General features: G+C 52.1%; 22 protein-coding genes. 8 read left to right on the forward strand and 14 right to left on the reverse strand.

The genetic code is table 11. The features are described 5' to 3' along the window. Positions 1–17 precede the first annotated feature (17 nt). Entirely contained in the window at positions 18–1,088 is a 1,071-nt protein-coding gene (gene dadX / locus F4V72_RS17140; protein WP_080070250.1) for a catabolic alanine racemase DadX, read from the reverse strand. Positions 1,089–1,101: 13 nt separating this feature from the next. After that, complete coding sequence (locus tag F4V72_RS17145) at positions 1,102–2,400, reverse strand: D-amino acid dehydrogenase (RefSeq protein ID WP_023247700.1); 1,299 nt, start codon at positions 2,398–2,400, stop codon at positions 1,102–1,104. A gap of 322 nt (positions 2,401–2,722) precedes the next feature. Here F4V72_RS17145 and F4V72_RS17150 point away from each other — a divergent pair, with 322 nt between their 5' ends. Next, complete coding sequence (locus tag F4V72_RS17150) at positions 2,723–4,255, forward strand: SpoVR family protein (protein ID WP_053528975.1); 1,533 nt, start codon at positions 2,723–2,725, stop codon at positions 4,253–4,255. Between the two features lie 46 nt (positions 4,256–4,301). Here the strand turns inward: F4V72_RS17150 and fadR are convergent, their stop codons facing one another. Next, the gene (gene fadR / locus F4V72_RS17155) at positions 4,302–5,021 is read right to left on the reverse strand and encodes a fatty acid metabolism transcriptional regulator FadR (RefSeq protein WP_023247702.1); all 720 of its coding nucleotides are present in this window, start codon (positions 5,019–5,021) and stop codon (positions 4,302–4,304) included. A gap of 218 nt (positions 5,022–5,239) precedes the next feature. Between fadR and nhaB the strand changes: the two genes are divergently transcribed. From nhaB to F4V72_RS17170, 3 genes are all read left to right on the forward strand, one after another. Continuing rightward, positions 5,240–6,784 carry a Na(+)/H(+) antiporter NhaB gene (gene nhaB / locus F4V72_RS17160; RefSeq protein WP_023247703.1) on the forward strand — a complete coding sequence of 515 codons (1,545 nt, stop codon included), beginning with the start codon at positions 5,240–5,242 and terminating at the stop codon, positions 6,782–6,784. 141 nt (positions 6,785–6,925) lie between these two features. Then, entirely contained in the window at positions 6,926–7,456 is a 531-nt protein-coding gene (gene dsbB, locus F4V72_RS17165) for a disulfide bond formation protein DsbB (RefSeq protein ID WP_000943479.1), read from the forward strand. Positions 7,457–7,564: 108 nt separating this feature from the next. Next, the gene (locus tag F4V72_RS17170; RefSeq protein ID WP_079795913.1) at positions 7,565–7,906 is read left to right on the forward strand and encodes a DUF1971 domain-containing protein; all 342 of its coding nucleotides are present in this window, start codon (positions 7,565–7,567) and stop codon (positions 7,904–7,906) included. Between the two features lie 71 nt (positions 7,907–7,977). On the opposite strand, the gene F4V72_RS17175 is transcribed toward F4V72_RS17170, so the two are convergent. The 5 genes from F4V72_RS17175 to F4V72_RS17195 all read right to left on the reverse strand — a co-directional run bounded on the left by F4V72_RS17175 (position 7,978) and on the right by F4V72_RS17195 (position 10,394). Then, positions 7,978–8,151, reverse strand: a complete 174-nt coding sequence (locus F4V72_RS17175) for a GnsA/GnsB family addiction module toxin (protein ID WP_023247706.1) — start codon at positions 8,149–8,151, stop codon at positions 7,978–7,980. Positions 8,152–8,364: 213 nt separating this feature from the next. Continuing rightward, positions 8,365–8,502, reverse strand: a complete 138-nt coding sequence (locus F4V72_RS17180; RefSeq protein ID WP_001519337.1) for a hypothetical protein — start codon at positions 8,500–8,502, stop codon at positions 8,365–8,367. Between the two features lie 350 nt (positions 8,503–8,852). After that, complete coding sequence (locus F4V72_RS17185; protein WP_001285703.1) at positions 8,853–9,299, reverse strand: YcgN family cysteine cluster protein; 447 nt, start codon at positions 9,297–9,299, stop codon at positions 8,853–8,855. A 92-nt stretch (positions 9,300–9,391) separates the two neighbouring features. Next, positions 9,392–10,051 carry a fumarylacetoacetate hydrolase family protein gene (locus F4V72_RS17190; RefSeq protein WP_023247707.1) on the reverse strand — a complete coding sequence of 220 codons (660 nt, stop codon included), beginning with the start codon at positions 10,049–10,051 and terminating at the stop codon, positions 9,392–9,394. Positions 10,052–10,100: 49 nt separating this feature from the next. Beyond that, positions 10,101–10,394, reverse strand: a complete 294-nt coding sequence (locus F4V72_RS17195; RefSeq protein WP_001525604.1) for a YcgL domain-containing protein — start codon at positions 10,392–10,394, stop codon at positions 10,101–10,103. A 125-nt stretch (positions 10,395–10,519) separates the two neighbouring features. Here F4V72_RS17195 and minC point away from each other — a divergent pair, with 125 nt between their 5' ends. From minC to minE, 3 genes are read left to right on the forward strand one after another with little or no spacing between them, the layout of a single operon-like run. Further along, a complete protein-coding gene (gene minC, locus F4V72_RS17200) occupies positions 10,520–11,227 on the forward strand; it encodes a septum site-determining protein MinC (RefSeq protein WP_136058317.1) in 708 nt (235 codons plus the stop codon). Positions 11,228–11,250: 23 nt separating this feature from the next. Next, entirely contained in the window at positions 11,251–12,063 is an 813-nt protein-coding gene (gene minD / locus F4V72_RS17205; RefSeq protein ID WP_023247708.1) for a septum site-determining protein MinD, read from the forward strand. 3 nt (positions 12,064–12,066) lie between these two features. Beyond that, positions 12,067–12,333, forward strand: a complete 267-nt coding sequence (gene minE / locus F4V72_RS17210; protein ID WP_001185666.1) for a cell division topological specificity factor MinE — start codon at positions 12,067–12,069, stop codon at positions 12,331–12,333. Between the two features lie 121 nt (positions 12,334–12,454). Here minE and rnd read toward each other — a convergent pair whose 3' ends face one another. From rnd to F4V72_RS17235, 5 genes are all read right to left on the reverse strand, one after another. After that, complete coding sequence (rnd, locus tag F4V72_RS17215) at positions 12,455–13,582, reverse strand: ribonuclease D (RefSeq protein WP_136058318.1); 1,128 nt, start codon at positions 13,580–13,582, stop codon at positions 12,455–12,457. A gap of 72 nt (positions 13,583–13,654) precedes the next feature. Beyond that, entirely contained in the window at positions 13,655–15,340 is a 1,686-nt protein-coding gene (gene fadD / locus F4V72_RS17220; protein WP_023247710.1) for a long-chain-fatty-acid--CoA ligase FadD, read from the reverse strand. A gap of 204 nt (positions 15,341–15,544) precedes the next feature. Then, positions 15,545–16,126 (reverse strand): Slp family lipoprotein, encoded by a 582-nt coding sequence (locus tag F4V72_RS17225; protein WP_085347622.1) that lies wholly within the window; start codon positions 16,124–16,126, stop codon positions 15,545–15,547. 71 nt (positions 16,127–16,197) lie between these two features. Continuing rightward, on the reverse strand, positions 16,198–16,893 hold the full coding sequence (gene tsaB / locus F4V72_RS17230; RefSeq protein WP_053528972.1) for a tRNA (adenosine(37)-N6)-threonylcarbamoyltransferase complex dimerization subunit type 1 TsaB: 696 nt from the start codon (positions 16,891–16,893) through the stop codon (positions 16,198–16,200). A 57-nt stretch (positions 16,894–16,950) separates the two neighbouring features. After that, positions 16,951–18,861 (reverse strand): ATP-dependent DNA helicase, encoded by a 1,911-nt coding sequence (locus F4V72_RS17235; RefSeq protein ID WP_000128801.1) that lies wholly within the window; start codon positions 18,859–18,861, stop codon positions 16,951–16,953. Between the two features lie 130 nt (positions 18,862–18,991). Between F4V72_RS17235 and F4V72_RS17240 the strand changes: the two genes are divergently transcribed. Further along, positions 18,992–19,336 (forward strand): RidA family protein, encoded by a 345-nt coding sequence (locus F4V72_RS17240; RefSeq protein WP_000029548.1) that lies wholly within the window; start codon positions 18,992–18,994, stop codon positions 19,334–19,336. 5 nt (positions 19,337–19,341) lie between these two features. Here the strand turns inward: F4V72_RS17240 and F4V72_RS17245 are convergent, their stop codons facing one another. After that, positions 19,342–19,521, reverse strand: a complete 180-nt coding sequence (locus tag F4V72_RS17245) for a YoaH family protein (RefSeq protein WP_000457328.1) — start codon at positions 19,519–19,521, stop codon at positions 19,342–19,344. Positions 19,522–19,583: the final 62 nt, after the last annotated feature.

Raw genomic sequence — 19,583 nt, forward strand, 5'->3', positions numbered from 1 at the left:
TCTTAGTTTGAGTAACGTTACGTTGTCACAAAAGGCACGCGCAGCGCTACGGCGCACAGTAGCTCATAGCCCAGAGTGCCTGCCGCAGCAGCGACATCATCGACCTTAATTTCTTTGCCCCATAATTCAACCGGCGTGCCGATCCCCGCCTGCGGACACGGCGTCAAATCCACCGCCAGCATATCCATTGAAACGGTGCCTACTGTTCTGGTACGGATACCGTCCACCAGCACAGGCGTCCCGGTCGGCGCATGGCGTGGATAGCCATCGGCATAACCCGCCGCGACGATGCCAATGCGTTGTTCCTGAGTCACAGAATACCCCCCGCCATAGCCTACCCTTTCACCCGCGCTCAGCGTCTGCACGCCAATAATTTCGCTACTCAACGTCATCACGGGTTTTAGTCCGGTATCGGCAATATCCCGCCACTGTCCTGACGGCGACGCGCCGTACAAAATAATGCCTGGCCTGACCCAGTCATAATGCGCCTGGGGATGCCACAGCGTCGCTGCCGAATTTGATAACGAGTATGAACACTGAAGGCCTTCCGTCGCCAGCGCAATACGCCTCATCGCCTCCCCGATACCTTCCGGATGATCGGCCTGGGCAAAATGTGACATCATTGTCATTTCACCGACATTGCGCATTGCCCGCAATTGCTGCCAGACGGTCTGCACCCGCTCAGGCTGAAAACCGAGTCGGTTCATGCCGCTGTTAACTTTGACATAGATATCCAGCGGCGCGTTAAGCCGCGCATTTTGCAGCGCTTTCAACTGCCAGTTACTGTGGATGCAGGTGGTCAGCCGATAAGTGTCATACGCCTCCAGGTCTTGCGCATGGAAAAAACCCTCCAGCATCAATATCGGCCCTTTCCACCCGCGCTCACGTAGGGTAATCGCCTCTTCAAGGTTGAGCATAGCGAAACCATCTGTGGCGCTCAACGCGCTCCAGACGCGTTCAATACCGTGGCCGTAGGCGTTGGCTTTCACTACCGACCAGACGCGCGCCTCTGGGGCCGCCCGGCGCACAATAGCCAAATTTTGTTTCATTACCTGTAAATCAAGGTTGGCCTGTATAGGGCGGGTCATTTCACTTCCTTTATCAGTTATGCGCGCTATGCAAACGTTGCGGACGGGTGGGCGTAAAATCGGAACGGTATCGCGCAACGCTCAGATCGTCGTAGGGTATCGCTGGCGTACGACCCGACAAGATATCGCTTAACAACTGGCCTGAACCGCAGGCCATCGTCCAGCCTAACGTGCCGTGTCCGGTATTAAGCCACAGATTTTTATAACGGGTGCGTCCCACTACCGGCGTGCCGTCCGGCGTCATGGGCCGCAGGCCGGTCCAGAATGTGGCCTGCTCAATATGGCCACCGCGCGGAAAGAGATCGCGCACAACCATCTCCAGCGTCTCGCGGCGCGGTTGCAGTAAGTCGGTATTAAAGCCCACGATTTCCGCCATTCCCCCCACGCGAATACGCTTATCAAAACGCGTAATGGCGATTTTGTAGGTTTCATCAAGAATCGTCGATACTGGCGCGCCGTCTGGCTCGACGATTGGGATGGTTAATGAATAGCCTTTCAGCGGATATACCGGAATATCAACAATACCTTTAAGCATCGCCGTCGAATACGATCCAAACGCCATGACATACGCATCTGCTTTAATGATCTCATCGGCGCATTTCACGCCGTAAATCTGTTCATTTTCGTACAGTAATTTTTCCACGGGAGTATTAAAGCGAAAGGTTACGCCTGCCTGCTCCGCCATGTGCGCCAGACGCTGGGTAAAGAGCTGACAGTCCCCGGTTTCATCATTCGGCAAGCGCAGTCCGCCGGTCAATTTATGCGCAACCTCAGCCAGAGCGGGCTCAACTTCCGCCAGTCGGCTGGATTCCAGGAGCTGATACGGCACCCCAGCATCTTCCAGCACCGCGATATCACGGGTGGCGTTCTCATACTGTTGCGCGGTGCGGAAGAGCTGTAGCGTTCCCCCCTGGCGGCCTTCATATTCGATACCGGTCGCGGCGCGTAGCGTTTTCAGACAGTCGCGGCTATATTCCGCCAGACGCACCATGCGGCCTTTATTTTCCATGTAATGCCGGGTATCGCAGTTACGCAGCATTTGCCACATCCACTTCAGTTGAGACGGGGTGCCATCCAGACGCACCGCCAGTGGCGCATGGCGCTGGAACATCCATTTTATCGCCTTCAGCGGTACGCCAGGTGCCGCCCACGGCGCCGCATATCCCGGTGAAATTTGTCCGGCATTCGCCGCGCTGGTTTCTTGCGCCGGGCCGGATTCGCGATCGATGACGGTGACATCATGTCCCGCCTGACTTAAATACCAGGCGCTGGTCACGCCAACTACGCCACTCCCCAGGATGACAACTCGCATAGCCACTCCGTTAATAGTAAAAGAATAATCTTCTGATTACATCTTGATAACCCAGATGAAAATATTATTCAACATATGACTTTTTTATGGTGACGTGCTTCACATATACCCTAAAGGCAAGCGATCCCACTGGTTTGGGATCTCCTGCTACGCCTCATTTCTATACAGCATAAAATGATGCCAATGCCCGCTTTTTTGCCGTTCAGAGTGGCGGAAATCGCAAAGAAAAATTTTCGCGATCAAGTCGTTTTTTAACATGGTGTTCTATGCTTGAAAGGAGGCGCTCCATACAGAGAGCGTCGCCAACAATGAGGGTGCGCGAATGGTTACGATTGATTCGATGAACAAGGACACCACACGTTTGAGCGATGGACCCGACTGGACATTTGATCTGCTGGATGTCTATCTGGCAGAGATAGACCGCGTGGCGAAACTCTACAAACTGGATACTTACCCGCACCAAATTGAAGTCATCACTTCCGAACAGATGATGGACGCGTACTCCAGCGTCGGAATGCCGATCAACTATCCGCACTGGTCGTTTGGCAAAAAGTTCATTGAGACTGAACGCCTGTATAAGCATGGTCAACAAGGACTGGCTTATGAAATTGTGATCAACTCTAATCCCTGTATTGCCTATCTGATGGAGGAGAACACCATCACCATGCAGGCGCTGGTAATGGCGCACGCCTGTTACGGACACAACTCCTTTTTTAAAAATAATTATCTATTCCGAAGCTGGACGGATGCCAGCTCTATCGTCGATTACCTGATTTTCGCCCGTAATTACATTACCCGCTGTGAAGAACGCTACGGAGTGGATGAAGTAGAAAAACTGCTCGACTCCTGCCACGCGCTGATGAATTACGGCGTCGATCGCTATAAGCGCCCGCAGAAAATCTCATTGCAGGAAGAGAAAGCGCGACAAAAAAGCCGGGAAGAGTATCTACAAAGCCAGGTGAATATGCTGTGGCGCACGCTGCCAAAACGCGAGGAAGAGAAAACTGTCGCCGAAGCACGCCGTTTTCCCTCTGAACCGCAGGAAAACCTGCTCTATTTTATGGAGAAAAACGCCCCGTTGCTGGAGCCGTGGCAACGCGAAATTCTGCGTATTGTGCGTAAAGTCAGCCAGTATTTTTATCCGCAGAAACAGACGCAGGTCATGAACGAAGGCTGGGCGACCTTCTGGCATTACACCATCCTGAATCATCTGTATGATGAAGGCAAAGTGACGGAACGCTTTATGCTGGAGTTTTTACACAGCCACACCAATGTAGTATTCCAGCCGCCCTATAATAGCCCCTGGTATAGCGGAATTAACCCCTATGCGCTCGGCTTTGCCATGTTCCAGGATATCAAGCGTATTTGTCAGTCGCCCACGGATGAAGATAAATATTGGTTTCCAGATATTGCCGGTTCCGACTGGCTGGAAACGCTGCACTTCGCCATGCGCGATTTTAAAGATGAAAGCTTTATCAGCCAGTTCCTGTCGCCAAAGGTGATGCGTGATTTCCGTTTCTTCACGGTACTTGATGATGACAGGCATAATTATCTGGAGATCTCCGCCATTCATAACGAAGAAGGTTATCGGGAGATTCGCTCAAAACTGTCGTCACAGTATAATCTGAGCAACCTGGAGCCGAATATTCAGGTCTGGAATGTCGATTTACGCGGCGACAGATCGCTGACGTTACGGTATATCCCGCATAACCGCGCGCCGCTGGATAAAGGCCGCAAAGAGGTGCTGAAACATGTGCATCGGTTATGGGGCTTTGATGTGATGCTGGAGCAACAAAATGAGGATGGCAGCGTAGAACTGCTTGAACGTTGCCCGCCGCGCATGAACACTCTGTAATTGTGATGCTGCCCGGTAGCGTTTGCGCCTACCGGGCGTCGCTGGATTATCGTCCCTGAATCGCTAAATCGCCGGGCAGATTTTTCTGCATCCGATGCCAAATCTCGCCGCTGTCATGTCCGTAACGCCGCACCGTTTCATACACCTGGTCGTGCGCGCCCTGCTCGCATAACAACGATAATTTATGATAGAAGCCCAATGCCAGACTGCGCGCTTCCGGATTGGCGAAATAGTGGCGACCAATGCGGGTGTATAACCCTTTCATGCCGTTCAGGATCAAGCCGTAGATAGGATTGCCAGAGGCGAATGCCAGACCACGAAAGATGTTATAGTCCAGATCGGCGAATGCATCGGCATGATCGGCCACTTCGTGCGCAGTGGCCAGCACTTCCTGCGCCTTATCCGGGTGTTGACGCAACGCAGTACGAATAAAGATAGTAGAAATATTGGTACGCACCGACAACAAATTGTCGATCAGTTGTGGAACACTTTCATGGTCAAGACGGGCCAGCGTTTCAAGGATATTCAACCCTGACGTTTCCCAAAAATTATTGACCTTTGTCGGTTTGCCATGCTGAATGGTCAGCCAGCCATCTCGCGCCAGCCGCTGTAATACCTCGCGTAATGTCGTGCGCGTCACGCCGATCAGTTCGGAGAGTTCTCGTTCTGCCGGTAAGATCGTGCCGGGAGGAAAGCGGTTATTCCAGATACTTTCAATAATATACTCTTCCGCGAAACCCGCCGGGCTCTGCGCCTTAATGACCATAGTGAGATTTCCATTACACAGCAAAACATAGTTACACTCATCATACCAGACGGGCGTAGCACCTGATAGCGGACGCGATGAAGAAAAAGGGGATCAAGACACCATTTCTGATATCGCCTGCCAATATCGTTAAGGACTTGCTTGCATTCGCCGCGCTCGCTACTCTCTGTGTTTAAACATAAAAACGCTATTTTATTTTTTAGGTAAGGGAAACTTTCATGGAGATCTCCTGGGGTCGCGCCATGTGGCGCAACTTTTTAGGCCAGTCGCCTGACTGGTACAAACTGGCACTACTGGTCTTTTTAATTATCAACCCATTCATTTTCTTCGCTGATTCCTTTGTTGCCGGTTGGCTGTTGGTGGCAGAGTTTATCTTCACCCTGGCGATGGCGTTAAAGTGTTACCCCCTGCTGCCCGGCGGGTTACTGGCCATTGAAGCCGTCATCATCGGCATGACCAGCGCCGCCCATGTGCGTGAAGAGGTTGCCGCCAACCTGGAAGTCTTGCTGCTGCTGATGTTTATGGTGGCGGGTATCTATTTTATGAAGCAGTTACTGCTGTTTATTTTTACCCGTCTGTTACTCAGTATCCGCTCGAAGATGGTCCTGTCGCTGGCTTTTTGCGTCGCCGCCGCGTTCTTGTCGGCTTTCCTTGATGCACTTACCGTCGTCGCGGTAGTGATCAGCGTCGCCGTCGGTTTTTACGGGATTTACCATCGTGTGGCCTCATCGCGCGGCGAAGAGAACGATATGCTGGATGACAGCCATATTGAGCAGCATTCCAAAACGGTGCTGGAACAATTCCGCGGCTTCTTGCGTAGCCTGATGATGCATGCGGGCGTGGGTACGGCGCTGGGCGGCGTCATGACCATGGTCGGGGAGCCGCAAAACTTGATCATTTCTAAAGCGGCTGGCTGGCATTTCGGCGACTTCTTTTTGCGGATGTCGCCTGTCACCGTCCCTGTACTGGTATGTGGGCTGTTAACCTGTATGCTGGTCGAGAAGATGCGCTGGTTTGGCTATGGCGAAACATTGCCGGAGAAAGTCCGCGGCGTCTTGCAGCAATTCGACGACCAAAGCCGTAAGCAGCGCACCCGCCAGGATAAAATTAAGCTAATAGTCCAGGCGATTATTGGCGTCTGGCTGGTTACCGCCCTCGCCCTCCATCTCGCGGAGGTGGGACTGATTGGTCTGTCGGTAATTATTCTGACCACCGCGTTAACGGGTGTAACCGATGAACACGCCATCGGCAAAGCGTTTACCGAGTCGCTGCCGTTCACTGCGCTGTTAACCGTTTTCTTCTCAATTGTGGCGGTTATTATCGATCAACATCTTTTCGCGCCGATTATTCAGTTCGTTTTGCAAGCCTCTGAACACGCGCAGCTAACGCTGTTCTATCTCTTTAACGGCCTGTTGTCCTCTATCTCGGATAACGTCTTTGTTGGCACCATTTATATCAACGAAGCGAAGGCGGCAATGGAAAACGGCGCCATCAGCTTAAAACAGTTTGAGCTGTTAGCCGTAGCCATCAATACCGGTACTAACCTGCCATCGGTAGCGACGCCAAATGGTCAGGCGGCATTCTTATTTCTGCTGACCTCCGCGCTGGCGCCGTTAATCCGTCTCTCCTATGGCCGTATGGTCTGGATGGCGTTACCGTACACTATCGTACTGACGCTGGTAGGGCTACTGTGCGTCGAATTCACTCTTGCGCCGGTCACCGAATGGATGACCCAGGCAGGATGGTTAGCAACGCTTTCGTAACGTTTGACCGGGCAATACACTGCCCGGTTTCGCTTTTTGCCTGATAATTATCCAATTACACATTATTTCATTTCCCGCTAGTGGCGCACGAATTGAATTGGTTTACACTGCGGTCTCTACGCATGTTGCAGGGAAATTATTATGTTGCGATTTTTAAACCAGTGCTCACGGGGTCGGGGCGCCTGGTTACTGATGGCGTTAACCGCCCTGGCGCTGGAAATGGTGGCGTTATGGTTCCAGCACGTCATGTTGCTTAAACCTTGCGTGCTATGTATTTACGAACGTTGCGCCCTGTTTGGCGTGATGGGCGCGGGTCTGGTCGGCGCAATAGCGCCGAAAACGCCGCTGCGATACGTGGCAATGGTTATCTGGATTTACAGCGCCTGGCGGGGTCTACAACTGGCGTATGAACATACGATGATTCAGTTGCACCCCTCGCCGTTCATGACCTGTGATTTTATGGCGCGCTTTCCAGACTGGTTGCCGTTGGGTAAATGGCTGCCGCAGGTGTTTGTGGCATCCGGCGATTGCGCCGAGCGCCAGTGGTCGTTTTTAACGCTGGAGATGCCGCAATGGCTGTTAGGGATCTTTGCCGCCTATCTTGTGGTGGCGATAGCCGTCGTCATAGCCCAGGCGTTTAAGCCTAAAAAACGCGATCTGTTCGGTCGTTGATACACACGCTCCTTCGGGAGCGTTTTTTTTGCCCGATGCGTTGTTTGCCAGTCATTTAAAGGTGTATGTTTAATATATCTTTTAAACGACACACCAGGGAGATGTCTTATGTCCCACTTACGCATCCCGGCAAGCTGGAAAGTTAAACGCTCCACGCCCTTTTTCACCAAAGAGAATGTTCCGGCGGCATTACTCTCTCATCACAACACAGCGGCAGGCGTTTTCGGACAACTTTGCGTGATGGAAGGCACCGTGACCTACTATGGCTTTGCGAATGAAGCCGCGACAGAACCAGAAGTGAAAGTAGTGATTAATGCCGGACAATTCGCCACCAGCCCGCCGCAATACTGGCATCGGGTAGAACTGAGCGATGATGCGCGGTTCAACATTCATTTTTGGGTGGAGGAAGACCATCAGGGCGAAGAACTGTATCAACAGAAAAAAGCCTGATATTGGTAAACCGATCACCACTGGGCAGCGTTCCGCCCAGTAGCCCGGTTGTTAATAACGCGGATTAAACGCTAGAGTAGTTTAATTTTAACGTTGTACCCTTCAAGCCCTTTCATCGTTTCTCGCGGCGCAAACTCTATTTCGGAAACCTCTTGCCCGGTTTTCTTCCGTAGTTCGGCGACCTTTTTGGTAATGAGTGCCGCGATTTCTTCTTCTGCTTTACGTGTCAACTCTTCGCTGTTCATTGATTTCCTCCTTTGAACTCGCAAACGGCTAAGCGCAAATAAGACAGTGTCGTCATGGACGCGCTACTATTTTAACGTACAAAAAATTATAGGCTATCTTTCTGAGGGTTATCAGGATGTTTCGCTTTGGATGACGCAAAAAAAACCGCCTGGTATAGGCTGCCCACTAAAGTCAGGCAACTGCATCAGGCGGTTGGTTAATAGCACAAGACGCTATCTACGAGGATCTTCAACCTCATTTTGGGTATCCGGGTCGAGAGGATCGTCTCCCTCTGGCGTATCCGGAATATTTTCACCAGGAAGCGGTTCATCTTCTGGTAATGGATCGACTAAATCAGGACGTTCAGACATAAAGCCTCCAACGAACCATAGTTATTAAAGATACCCTATATCACTACTTTTGATTTTTCTTTGGATTTTTTCCTTCGTCTTCGGGTGTCTTATCAGGCTTCCTGGGCTGATCCTTCGAAACACGCAACGGTTGGGTATTCATGGGTAACTCCTCAGGATAGGCAGCGATATACTGCTTTGAAAGTATAGGGTCGCCGCCATACGTGCGCGAGCGCAGCGGCAAGGAGTATCGGAGACGATTAAGAGGTGGTGATAACGCCAGGTGACGGAATTTGCACACAATTCCTGTTTTCAGGGGCCGCCCGGCGTAAATTAAAGAATTGTAAACAATCAGCCGTTTTGCCGAAGACTTATTCTGCCCACGACGGTTTATTTAAAATATGATCCTGCCAGTCCCGTACTTCGGATTCTTTAACCGCGATATGACGGACAGAAATTCGCTCGCCATGCATAGCGGCTTTCGATCCAGTAAGCAGCGGATGCCACGTCGGCAAGGGCTTACCTTCCGCTAACAAACGGTAGGCGCAGGTCATCGGCAACCATTCAAAGTCTGGCAAGTTTTCGCGAGTGAGTTTGATACAGTCGGGTTCAAATTCAAAACGGCGCTCATAATGACGGCACTGGCACGTTTTGATATTTAATTGCCTGCACGCCACGTTGGTGAAGTAGATTTCATCTGTATCTTCATCCATCAGCTTATGCAGGCAGCATTGACCGCAGCCATCGCACAGCGACTCCCACTCGGCATCGGTCATTTCATCCAGGGTTTTACGTTGCCAGAAAGGTGTATCGCTCATTAAAGTATCCGCCATTGCACTAAAGCTGCACCTTATAACCAGTCTGGCCTGCAGATGCAAGTTTTACCGCCGCTGAAGGCGGCAAGCAGATTTTACAGAACGCGGGTAGACAACGTTTCGCCATTAAAACGAATGTCCAGCTCATCGCCGCTTAATAATGGCCCCACGCCTGCCGGCGTGCCGGTTAGCACCACGTCCCCGGCTTTGAGCGTAAAATAGCGGCTCATATAGGCGATAAGAGGCACAATAGGATGAATCATATCCGCGGTCGACCCTTGCTGGCGAACCTCGCCATTAACGTTAAGTCCGATAACCGTATTTTGCGGATCGCCGCTGAAGGCCGCGACAGGGATGAAGCCTGAAATCGGACATGCGTTATCAAAACCTTTGGCTTTTTCCCAGGGCTGTCCGGCCTTTTTCATTTTCCCCTGAATATCGCGCAGGGTTAAATCAAGCGCCACGCCATAACCGGCTATCGCTTTACGTACATGATCTTCAGTCGCCTGGCGGAGCGTTGCGCCAATCAGCACAGCAAGTTCAACTTCATGATGAACAGCGCCCATATCCGCCGGAATCGCCAGCGGCTGGCGAATATCACACAATGCGGTTTCCGGCTTGATAAAAAGCACGGGTTCTTCCGGCGTCGCGCTGCCCATCTCCTTGATGTGATTTGCGTAATTACTGCCCACGCAGACCACTTTACTTACCGGGTAATCAAGCAAGGCGCCTTGCCAGTTACGATGTTGATACATATTTTCCCCTAAGATCATGATGGAATTCAGGCGCGGTGCCGAATACCGTTTAACGGTCAGCGGGCGACGTATTTTGTCCTACCGAAGAAAGATGTTGTTTCAGCAAATCTTCCGGCGGCGGCGGCAATTGTAAATAATAGCCCTGCTCGCTTAACGCCTGTTTTACTTTTTCGAGCTCAGCATTGACTAATTTTTTACGTCCATCAAGCGGCAGCATCATCGCTAACTGCGGCTGACCGAATCCTTTCATCAACGCTTCAGGCACCCGCGAAAAATCGTCTTTTTTTTCGACATACAAATAGGTTTGATCGCGCTTGCTACTTCTATAGATCACACAAAACATACTTTTACTCTGAATTAACGGGATGGTGACTTGCCTCAATATAATACTGACTATAACATGCCTTCTGGACTTCGGAATATCACTCCGTATCGGAGATGATAAATAGCAAATTGAGTAAGGCCAGGATGTCAAACACGCCAATCGAGCTTAAAGGCAGTAGCTTCACCTTATCAGTGGTTCATTTGCATGAAGCGGAACCAGAGGTTATTCGTCAGGCGTTAGAAGACAAAATAGCGCAGGCTCCTGCGTTTTTAAAACACGCCCCTGTCGTTATTAACGTTAGCGGTCTTGAAAGCCCGGTAAACTGGCCGGAACTGCATAAGATCGTGACCTCAACTGGCTTACGCATTATCGGCGTGAGCGGCTGTAAAGACGCCAGCCTGAAAGCAGAAATCGATCGGATGGGTCTTCCTTTACTGACCGAAGGTAAAGAGAAAACGGTTCGACCGGCGCCCGTTGAGCCGGCAACGCCCAGCGAGCCGCCGCAAAACGCTAATCCCATCACAAAAACGCGATTAATTGATGTTCCGGTTCGTTCCGGTCAGCGCATTTATGCTCCACAATGTGATCTGATTGTTACAAGTCACGTCAGCGCTGGCGCAGAGCTTATCGCTGACGGCAATATCCATGTCTATGGCATGATGAGAGGTCGCGCGCTGGCAGGGGCGAGCGGCGATCGGGAAGCGCAAATTTTTTGTACCCATCTGACGGCAGAACTGGTCTCTATCGCAGGTGTTTACTGGCTGAGTGATAAAATCCCGGCAGAATTTTATGGCAAAGCGGCGCGCCTGCGTTTAGCAGACAACGCTTTGACAGTTCAACCGTTGAATTGATCCCTTTTTAACAAGGAATTTTTATGGCACGCATTATTGTTGTTACTTCGGGTAAAGGGGGCGTTGGCAAAACCACCTCCAGCGCGGCCATCGCTACAGGTTTGGCCCAGAAGGGAAAGAAAACTGTCGTCATTGATTTTGATATCGGACTGCGTAACCTCGATCTGATTATGGGGTGCGAACGTCGTGTCGTTTACGATTTTGTAAACGTCATTCAGGGCGATGCGACACTGAATCAGGCGCTGATCAAAGATAAGCGTACTGAAAATCTCTTCATTCTTCCGGCGTCGCAGACTCGGGATAAAGACGCGCTGACGCGCGAAGGCGTCGCTAAAGTATTGGACTCACTGAGAGCGATGGACTTTGAGTTCATCGTTTGCGACTCGCCGGCGGGTATCGAAACCGGGGCGCTGATGGCGCTCTATTTTGCCGATGAAGCGATCATCACGACCAACCCGGAAGTCTCTTCTGTTCGTGACTCGGACCGTATTCTGGGTATTCTGGCATCGAAATCTCGTCGCGCAGAAAATGGCGAAGAGCCGATTAAAGAACATCTCCTGTTGACGCGCTACAATCCAGGCCGCGTAAATAAAGGCGACATGCTCAGCATGGAAGATGTACTGGAGATTCTGCGTATTAAACTCGTCGGGGTGATCCCGGAAGATCAATCCGTACTGCGCGCATCTAACCAGGGCGAACCGGTGATTCTTGACGCCACTGCGGATGCGGGTAAAGCCTATGCAGATACCGTAGATCGTCTGTTGGGAGAAGAACGTCCTTTCCGCTTCATTGAAGAAGAGAAGAAAGGTTTCCTCAAACGCCTGTTCGGAGGATAAATTATGGCATTACTGGATTTTTTTCTCTCGCGGAAAAAGAGTACCGCTAATATTGCAAAAGAGCGGTTGCAAATCATTGTCGCGGAACGTCGCCGTAGCGATGCCGAACCGCATTATTTACCGCAGTTACGCAAAGATATTCTTGAGGTCATTTGTAAATACGTACAAATCGATCCGGAAATGGTTACCGTCCAGCTTGAGCAAAAAGATGGCGATATCTCCATCCTTGAACTTAACGTAACGCTGCCGGAAGCCGAAGAGTCAAAATAAGCTCTTTTATGGGAAAATTCCTGGATTAAAAAAGGCAGAAGAATCTGCCTTTTTTATTTTTTTGCATTACTCCGGATACGGACATTTATTTCACTGGCCGTTTTCCTGACAATTACCGTCGTTAACGCGGATACTCCTGCAACAGAAGAGTTAACTTCTCCGCCATCAGTTCGGCGCGCCAGCCGGAAATCAATTCCGGTTGCCCATTTTGCGGTTTTAATTTCCAGTGCCAGTTAAGCAACTGATTAATCTGCCGACGCGATGCCAGTAGCTCGCCGCTGACGTGATGCGCCGCGCTTACCTCCGCCACCAGCACTTTGATGGCCTTAAACGCTTTGCGATAGCCCGGCATGTCCATCAGATTCAACAGCGGTTCCGGCAATGCCTCTTCCGGTAGCGCCTGCGCTTTCGCCACCAGCGATATCAACGTTTTGCCGTGAAAACGAATCTCACTGCCGGAAAGGCCCAGGCTATCCAGCTCACCGAGACTGCCCGGCATATAACGCGCGACCGCCCACAGGTTTTCCTCACGCACAACGAAGTTCACCGCCATATCGCGCTCACGTGCCTTACGCAGACGCCAGTCAGCTAAAAGTTGTAGACAGGCTAACTGGCGGGTACGCAGTTGCCAGGCATTGGTGATATCCCGCCATGCTTCTTCCGGCGCCTGAATCTCCTGACGACGCTGCTGCATCAATCGGCACTCATTAAGCGCGGCAGGCAAGCATCCTGCGGCTTCAGTTTCAATCATCAGCTTTTTAGCGATCGGTAACAGATACCAGACATCCGCCGCCGCGTATTCACACTGACGTTCGCTTAAAGGCCGGGCTAACCAGTCGGTACGAGACTCGCTTTTATCCAGCGCCACGCCCGTATACTCTTCCACCATCGACGCAAACCCCCACGACAGCGGACGCCCGCAAAACGCCGCCAGAATTTGCGTATCAATCAGAGGTGCCGGCAGTTCACCAAACGCATTAAGAAATACTTCCAGATCTTCGCTGCCCGCGTGCAGAAATTTGGTGATTCCCGTATCGCGCAGCACTGCTTTTAACGGCGACCAGTCGCTGATGCCGAGCGGATCGATCAGGGCGACATTTGTCCCATCAAATAACTGGATCAATCCTAACTGTGGGTAATAGGTACGGGTACGGACAAATTCAGTATCTAAAGCAATAGCCGGACATGCGCGGACAGCATCACACAGGCTCGCCAGCGCATCGTCCGTTTCAATCATTTGGTAATTCAAATCGTGTTCTCTTTGGTTCGCGCCAAAAAAAACGCCGGTTTAACCGGCGTCTCTCGTTAGCTGACTTAACGCTCAGGCTTTATTGTCTACTTTGCCACGGGCTTCGTCACGCAGTTCTCGTCGTAAAATTTTCCCAACGTTAGATTTTGGCAACTCCTCGCGAAACTCCACCTGTTTGGGCACTTTATATCCGGTCAGATGGCGACGGCAGAAGGTAATCAGAGCATCGTCAGTCAATGCGGGATCTTTCTTAACCACAAAAATCTTCACCGCTTCGCCGCTACTGCCGGAAGGCACGCCAACCGCTGCAACCTCCTGCACGCCAGAATGCTGCATCACCACATCTTCAATTTCGTTTGGATAAACGTTAAAACCGGAAACCAGAATCATATCTTTCTTGCGATCGACAATCCGCAGAAAGCCTTCTTCATCCATAACCGCAATATCGCCTGTATGCAGCCAGCCATCTTTAATGATTTCATCCGTCGCGTCAGGACGCTGCCAGTATCCCAACATAACCTGCGGGCCTTTCACGCAAAGCTCTCCGGCCTCACCCGGCGCGACTTCATTGTCATCGTCATCCACCAGTTTGGCTTCTGTTGACGGTACCGGCAGGCCGATACTGCCGCTATGATAATCAATATCATGCGGGTTGACGCTCACCAACGGGGCGCACTCGGTCAGCCCGTAGCCTTCCAGCAGGTATTGCCCGGTCAGTTTAACCCAACGTTCCGCAACGGCGTTTTGCACCGGCATCCCGCCGCCGGCTGACAAATGCAGCGAGGAAAAATCCAACTGCTGAAACTCTTTATTATTGAGCAAGGCGTTGAACAGCGTGTTAACGCCAGTCATCGCCGTAAATGGATATTTCGCCAGCTCCTTGACCAGGCCGGGGATATCACGCGGATTGGTAATCAGCAGGTTTTGCCCGCCCAGCTCAATAAAGAGCAGACAATTCATGGTTAAGGCAAAAATGTGATACAGCGGCAGCGCGGTCACCACCAGCTCTTTCCCCGGATGAAGCAACGGCCCATAGGTCGCTTTCACCTGCTCCAGATTCGCCAGCATATTGCGATGAGTCAGCATCGCGCCTTTCGCCACGCCCGTCGTACCGCCGGTATATTGCAGGAAAGCCAGATCTTCGGCGACAACCTCCGGTTTTACGTACTGCATACGGTAGCCATGCTGTAGCGCGCTGCGAAACGAGATTGCGTCTGGCAAGTGGTATTTCGGCACCAGACGCTTGATGTATTTCACGACAAAGTTAACAACCGTACCTTTAGCGGTAGAAAGCTGGTCGCCCATCCGCGTCAGAATAACGTGCTGTACCGACGTTTTCTCGACCACTTTTTCCAGCGTATGGGCAAAGTTAGAAACAATAACAATGGCCGCCGCGCCGCTATCGTTAAGCTGATGCTCAAGTTCGCGCGGCGTGTAAAGCGGGTTAACGTTCACCACAATCATGCCGGCGCGTAAGATACCAAATAGCGCGACGGGATACTGCAACAGGTTTGGCATCATCAGCGCAACACGGTCGCCTTTTTTGAGTCCCAGCCCTTGTTGTAAATAAGCCGCAAATGCCCGACTACGTTCTTCTAATTTGCGGAAGGTCATTACCTCCCCCATATTGACGAACGCAGGCTGATCGGCATAGCGCGTCGCCGCATGTTCAAACAGTTCAACCAGGGATTGATAACGGTCAGGGTTGATCTCCGCCGGAACATCAGCGGGATAACGGTTAAGCCAAACCTTCTTCAATGCATCACCTCTAAAATGAGTGTTCGTCGTCATCACAACCCCAGTTAATAAACAAGTCGTTAACATTATATTAACTCAGCGTACCAGTTTATTAATTACGCAACTGAAAGGTTGCGAAGCGCGTCACTATTTATTTTTATTATGTCTCTATGAATGCAGAAACAGCGGCCCAGCCGCTGTTTCTTTCATTGATAAAACAAAGAGTTACTCTGTTACTATCGTCTGAACCTCTGCGGGCCCAGGGTTATACCATCCCCAACCACCATAGCCATAAGGCCAGGCGCGTCCGCCGTAAAACCACGGATCGATCGGCTGTGGAGGTATGACGACCTGCTGAACAAGATGCCAGCGTTTATAGCCGGTAGCCTGCATCAGCATAAATTTATACGGCGTATTACCGATTTTGCCGTCAACCGTTCCGGTTATCGGGCCGACAACGGTAACTAACTGGCCACGGAAGTCCACCGGGTCCAGAAAACCATTCACATCTGCAAAAATTCTGCCGCGCGAGGCTTCGCCCAGAACAGGACGCGCGCCGCTGTCGAGCGGTACGGTAGCGATTTCAAGCCGGGTTTTTCCCTGCTGATTTTGTACCGCCACAACTTTACCGCCGAAACGCGCCTCTTGCCCGATATAGAGCTGCGGCGCATTCATGACCCGTACCAAATCCTGCTGCGGCGTCGGACTCGAACCTTTAATGGCATCCGGGATAGTCACGCAACCGCTCAGCATAAGCGCAAAAGCGCACGCCAGCGCCCCTTTTATTAACCGTTTTTGAACCGCCATGATGCGACTCCTTTTTCTCGACGTCTATTCCACCCCACAGCATAAAGTATGGGGGGTAATAGTAGTGAGAGTCATTCTTTGCCGGGAAGTTTCTTCCACGCCACTTCGTTACGCAAATAAACCGGCTCGGCATGTTCCACGACAACGGTCTCTCCTGCCGCCAGTTTTTGACTGGCGATGGGCAACATATCTTCCGCTGCCGGGAGCGACACCTCACCATCGTAAAGCGCCAGGCCACACTCCTTCGCCAGATCGGGCCATGCGGACCAACCCGTTCCTACCGTCGCCCACTCGCCGGAAAGCTGTTTCAACCGCTCGCCGACCCGTTCCGGTTTCAGCACCGCTTCCGTCTCTTCGCCCTGCCAGACGCCCTGCGCATCACGCTGGTATTCCGCCCAGTACACCTCGCCCATTCGCGCGTCAATCGCGGCGAGTACGCGGGTCGCGCCGGTTTTACGCCACGCGCCCTGCGCCATCGTGGCAAGCGTCGAAACACCGATCATTGGCAGATTTGCCCCTAACGCCAGCCCTTGCGCAATTCCAATGCCGATACGCACGCCGGTAAAGCTGCCCGGACCGCGCCCAAACGCCAGCGCATCTATCTCATTGAGCGAGGCGCCGCTGGTGGCCAGAATCTCCTGCACCATGGGCAGGATACGTTGAGTGTGTTCTCGTGGACAAAGCTCAAAGTGAGCCTTGATAGTACCGTTGTTCCACAGGGCGACAGAACAGGCCTCTGTGGCGGTATCGATAGCCAGAATTCGCATGAGGTTTCGTGCTTAGATCAATAAAATAGCGCGCATCTTACCATACTCCGTAACAAATTACTCGGCGGATGGAATCGCAAGAAAGCGAACAGCACGGGCGATATCACGCGTACGCGGCGCAGGAGGCAGGCTGGCAAGAAACGTGGCACCATAGGGCCGCATCACCAGCCGGTTATCACAAATCACTAACACCCCGCGATCGTCCGCATCGCGAATCAGCCGCCCCACCCCCTGCTTCAGCGTAATCACCGCATCGGGCAGTTGAACCTCGTCAAACGGATCGCCGCCGCGCAAACGACAGTCTTCCATTCGCGCTTTTAACAGCGGGTCGTCCGGGGAGGTAAACGGCAATTTGTCGATAATCACTAAAGATAACGTATCGCCGCGCACGTCCACCCCTTCCCAGAAGCTGCTGGTGGCGACGAGCAGCGCGTTGCCCGCGCTAACAAATTGCTGTAACAGTTGGCCTTTACTGGTTTCCCCTTGCAACAATACTGGCAGCGTCATGGTGGCGCGAAACTGCTCCGCCAGATCGCGCATCATGGCGTGCGAGGTGCATAGCATAAAACATCGCCCGTTATTGGCTTCGATAATCGGCCTTAGCATGGCCGCCAACTGTCGCGCCGCGCCGGGCTGGTTGGTTTGCGGCAGGTTACGCGGTACGCAGAGTAACGCCTGGCGCGTATAGTCGAATGGGCTGGGCAGCAGCATGGATTCTGCCTGCTCAATTCCCAGACGGGCGGTAAAATGGTGGAGATCATCATTTACCGACAACGTGGCTGAGGTAAAAATCCAGCTACCGGGCTTCTGTTCCATCACCTCTTTGAATTTGTCCGCCACGGTGAGCGGCGTCAGCGCCAGGGTGAAGTGCCGCGAGGTGCACTCATACCAGTAGCTGTATCCCGGCTGATTGATCTCTTTTAAGCGTTTCAGCCGTGAACGATATAGCGTGGCGCGTTCAAAAGCCGCATCCAGCAGCGCCGAACGGCCGAGCGACAGCTTCGCCACGTCGTAACAAAGCTCCAGCGTATCATCCAGCAGTAAAAATGCCCGTTGGATACGTGGGTCGGCTAACAGTTCACGCAAATTCCCCCGGTAGCCAGGCTCCCCCAGTTGCAGACGAAAATCCTGCGCGCTCTGGGCAAGGCGATCGGCGCATTTTTGCAACTGTTGAGTGTCTTTCAGTTCCGTCCGGTAGGCAATGGTGATGTCTTTTGCTAAATCCAGTAACTGGCGGCTGGAGAGCGATTGTCCGAAATACTGGCTGGCGATGTCAGGCAGTTGGTGGGCTTCATCGAAGATCATTACTTCAGCCTGAGGGATGAGTTCGCCAAATCCGCTCTCTTTAACCACCATATCCGCAAGAAAAAGGTGGTGGTTTACAATCACCACATCTGCGTCCATCGCCTTTTTACGCGCTTTCACCACAAAGCATTCTTTGTAGAGCGGACAATCGCTGCCAAGGCAGTTGTCGTTGGTACTGGTGACCAGCGGCCAGGCCTGGGAATCCTCCGCCACGCTGACGCAGGTGCTGATATCGCCATCCCGCGTCTGATTTGACCAGGAGCGCAGCAATATCACGTCGCTTAACGTTTGTACCGGTAAATCGCCGCCCGCTAGCGCTTGTTGTTCCAGCCGCTCCAGGCAGAGGTAGTTTGAACGTCCTTTCAACAGGGCCGTCTTACCGGTAAACGCCAACGCTTTTGCTACCGTCGGCAGATCGCGGCTGTAGAGTTGATCCTGCAACGCTTTCGACCCGGTCGAAATAATGACTTTTTTCCCGGCGCGCAACGCCGGAGCGAGGTAAGCATAGGTCTTCCCGGTTCCGGTGCCGGCTTCAACGACCAGAGGCTGCGCATTTTCAATCGCTTGTGTTACGGCAACCGCCATTTGTCGCTGTGGTTCGCGTGGTTTAAAACCGGTTATCGCTTTAGCCAGTTGGCCATCTGCTGCAAAATCGTCCGTCACACTGCCCCCTGTTAATTTGCACAGGGATTATGTCAGGGTGGAGAGGCTTACGCCAGTTACAGAGGTGACGGCGGCGCCACATTGTGGCAGTCTTGCGCCATTCAAGTGGAAAGCAAATGAGGAATAAATAATGTCTATCGTGCGTATTGATGCCGAAGATCGTTGGTCAGACGTAGTGATCCACAATAATACGCTGTGGTATACCGGCGTGCCGGAAAACCTGGACGCCGATGCTTTTGAGCAAACGGCGAATACTCTGGCGCAGATTGATGCTGTGCTGGAAAAACAGGGCTCCAGTAAGTCACGTATTCTGGATGCCACTATTTTTCTGAGCGATAAAGCGGATTTTGCCGCCATGAATAAGGCGTGGGATGCGTGGGTCGTCGCAGGTCATGCGCCGGTACGCTGTACCGTACAGGCCGGGCTGATGAACCCGAAATATAAAGTTGAGATTAAGATTGTCGCGGCGGTATAAGCCGGTTATTCGTCTTCATCCTCAAAACGCGCCACTATCCGTTCACCGGTATGGTTGGCGCGAAGTTCGCCCGCGACCTGGGCAATTGCTTCTCCGCTGCTCATACCTTGTGACATCAATTCCTGGATACGTTCTACGGCTTTTTGCTGTTGTTCATGACTGAGTGAAGGTAAACCTGCAAACATGATTAACTCCTGCTAAATTGTTAGCGCTAATTATTTCACGCTACCCGGCGGTAAGCCAGTAG

Origin of the sequence: Salmonella enterica subsp. diarizonae (genome assembly GCF_008692785.1) — a bacterium.
GTDB classification, from domain to species: Bacteria; Pseudomonadota; Gammaproteobacteria; order Enterobacterales; family Enterobacteriaceae; genus Salmonella; species Salmonella diarizonae.

What these genes read in the sequence shown, in the direction of transcription:
- F4V72_RS17190 (WP_023247707.1), bottom strand. Translation starts at nt 10,051, where the DNA reads ATGTATCAACATCGTAACTGGCAAGGCGCCTTGCTTGATTACCCGGTA.
- tsaB (WP_053528972.1), bottom strand. Translation starts at nt 16,893, where the DNA reads ATGCGAATTCTGGCTATCGATACCGCCACAGAGGCCTGTTCTGTCGCC.
- minD (WP_023247708.1), top strand. Translation starts at nt 11,251, where the DNA reads ATGGCACGCATTATTGTTGTTACTTCGGGTAAAGGGGGCGTTGGCAAA.
- dadX (WP_080070250.1), bottom strand. Translation starts at nt 1,088, where the DNA reads ATGACCCGCCCTATACAGGCCAACCTTGATTTACAGGTAATGAAACAA.
- F4V72_RS17170 (WP_079795913.1), top strand. Translation starts at nt 7,565, where the DNA reads ATGTCCCACTTACGCATCCCGGCAAGCTGGAAAGTTAAACGCTCCACG.
- F4V72_RS17145 (WP_023247700.1), bottom strand. Translation starts at nt 2,400, where the DNA reads ATGCGAGTTGTCATCCTGGGGAGTGGCGTAGTTGGCGTGACCAGCGCC.
- F4V72_RS17195 (WP_001525604.1), bottom strand. Translation starts at nt 10,394, where the DNA reads ATGTTTTGTGTGATCTATAGAAGTAGCAAGCGCGATCAAACCTATTTG.
- minC (WP_136058317.1), top strand. Translation starts at nt 10,520, where the DNA reads ATGTCAAACACGCCAATCGAGCTTAAAGGCAGTAGCTTCACCTTATCA.
- F4V72_RS17245 (WP_000457328.1), bottom strand. Translation starts at nt 19,521, where the DNA reads ATGTTTGCAGGTTTACCTTCACTCAGTCATGAACAACAGCAAAAAGCC.
- F4V72_RS17225 (WP_085347622.1), bottom strand. Translation starts at nt 16,126, where the DNA reads ATGGCGGTTCAAAAACGGTTAATAAAAGGGGCGCTGGCGTGCGCTTTT.
- dsbB (WP_000943479.1), top strand. Translation starts at nt 6,926, where the DNA reads ATGTTGCGATTTTTAAACCAGTGCTCACGGGGTCGGGGCGCCTGGTTA.
- F4V72_RS17175 (WP_023247706.1), bottom strand. Translation starts at nt 8,151, where the DNA reads ATGAACAGCGAAGAGTTGACACGTAAAGCAGAAGAAGAAATCGCGGCA.
- nhaB (WP_023247703.1), top strand. Translation starts at nt 5,240, where the DNA reads ATGGAGATCTCCTGGGGTCGCGCCATGTGGCGCAACTTTTTAGGCCAG.
- F4V72_RS17180 (WP_001519337.1), bottom strand. Translation starts at nt 8,502, where the DNA reads ATGTCTGAACGTCCTGATTTAGTCGATCCATTACCAGAAGATGAACCG.
- minE (WP_001185666.1), top strand. Translation starts at nt 12,067, where the DNA reads ATGGCATTACTGGATTTTTTTCTCTCGCGGAAAAAGAGTACCGCTAAT.
- F4V72_RS17150 (WP_053528975.1), top strand. Translation starts at nt 2,723, where the DNA reads ATGGTTACGATTGATTCGATGAACAAGGACACCACACGTTTGAGCGAT.
- F4V72_RS17240 (WP_000029548.1), top strand. Translation starts at nt 18,992, where the DNA reads ATGTCTATCGTGCGTATTGATGCCGAAGATCGTTGGTCAGACGTAGTG.
- fadR (WP_023247702.1), bottom strand. Translation starts at nt 5,021, where the DNA reads ATGGTCATTAAGGCGCAGAGCCCGGCGGGTTTCGCGGAAGAGTATATT.
- F4V72_RS17185 (WP_001285703.1), bottom strand. Translation starts at nt 9,299, where the DNA reads ATGAGCGATACACCTTTCTGGCAACGTAAAACCCTGGATGAAATGACC.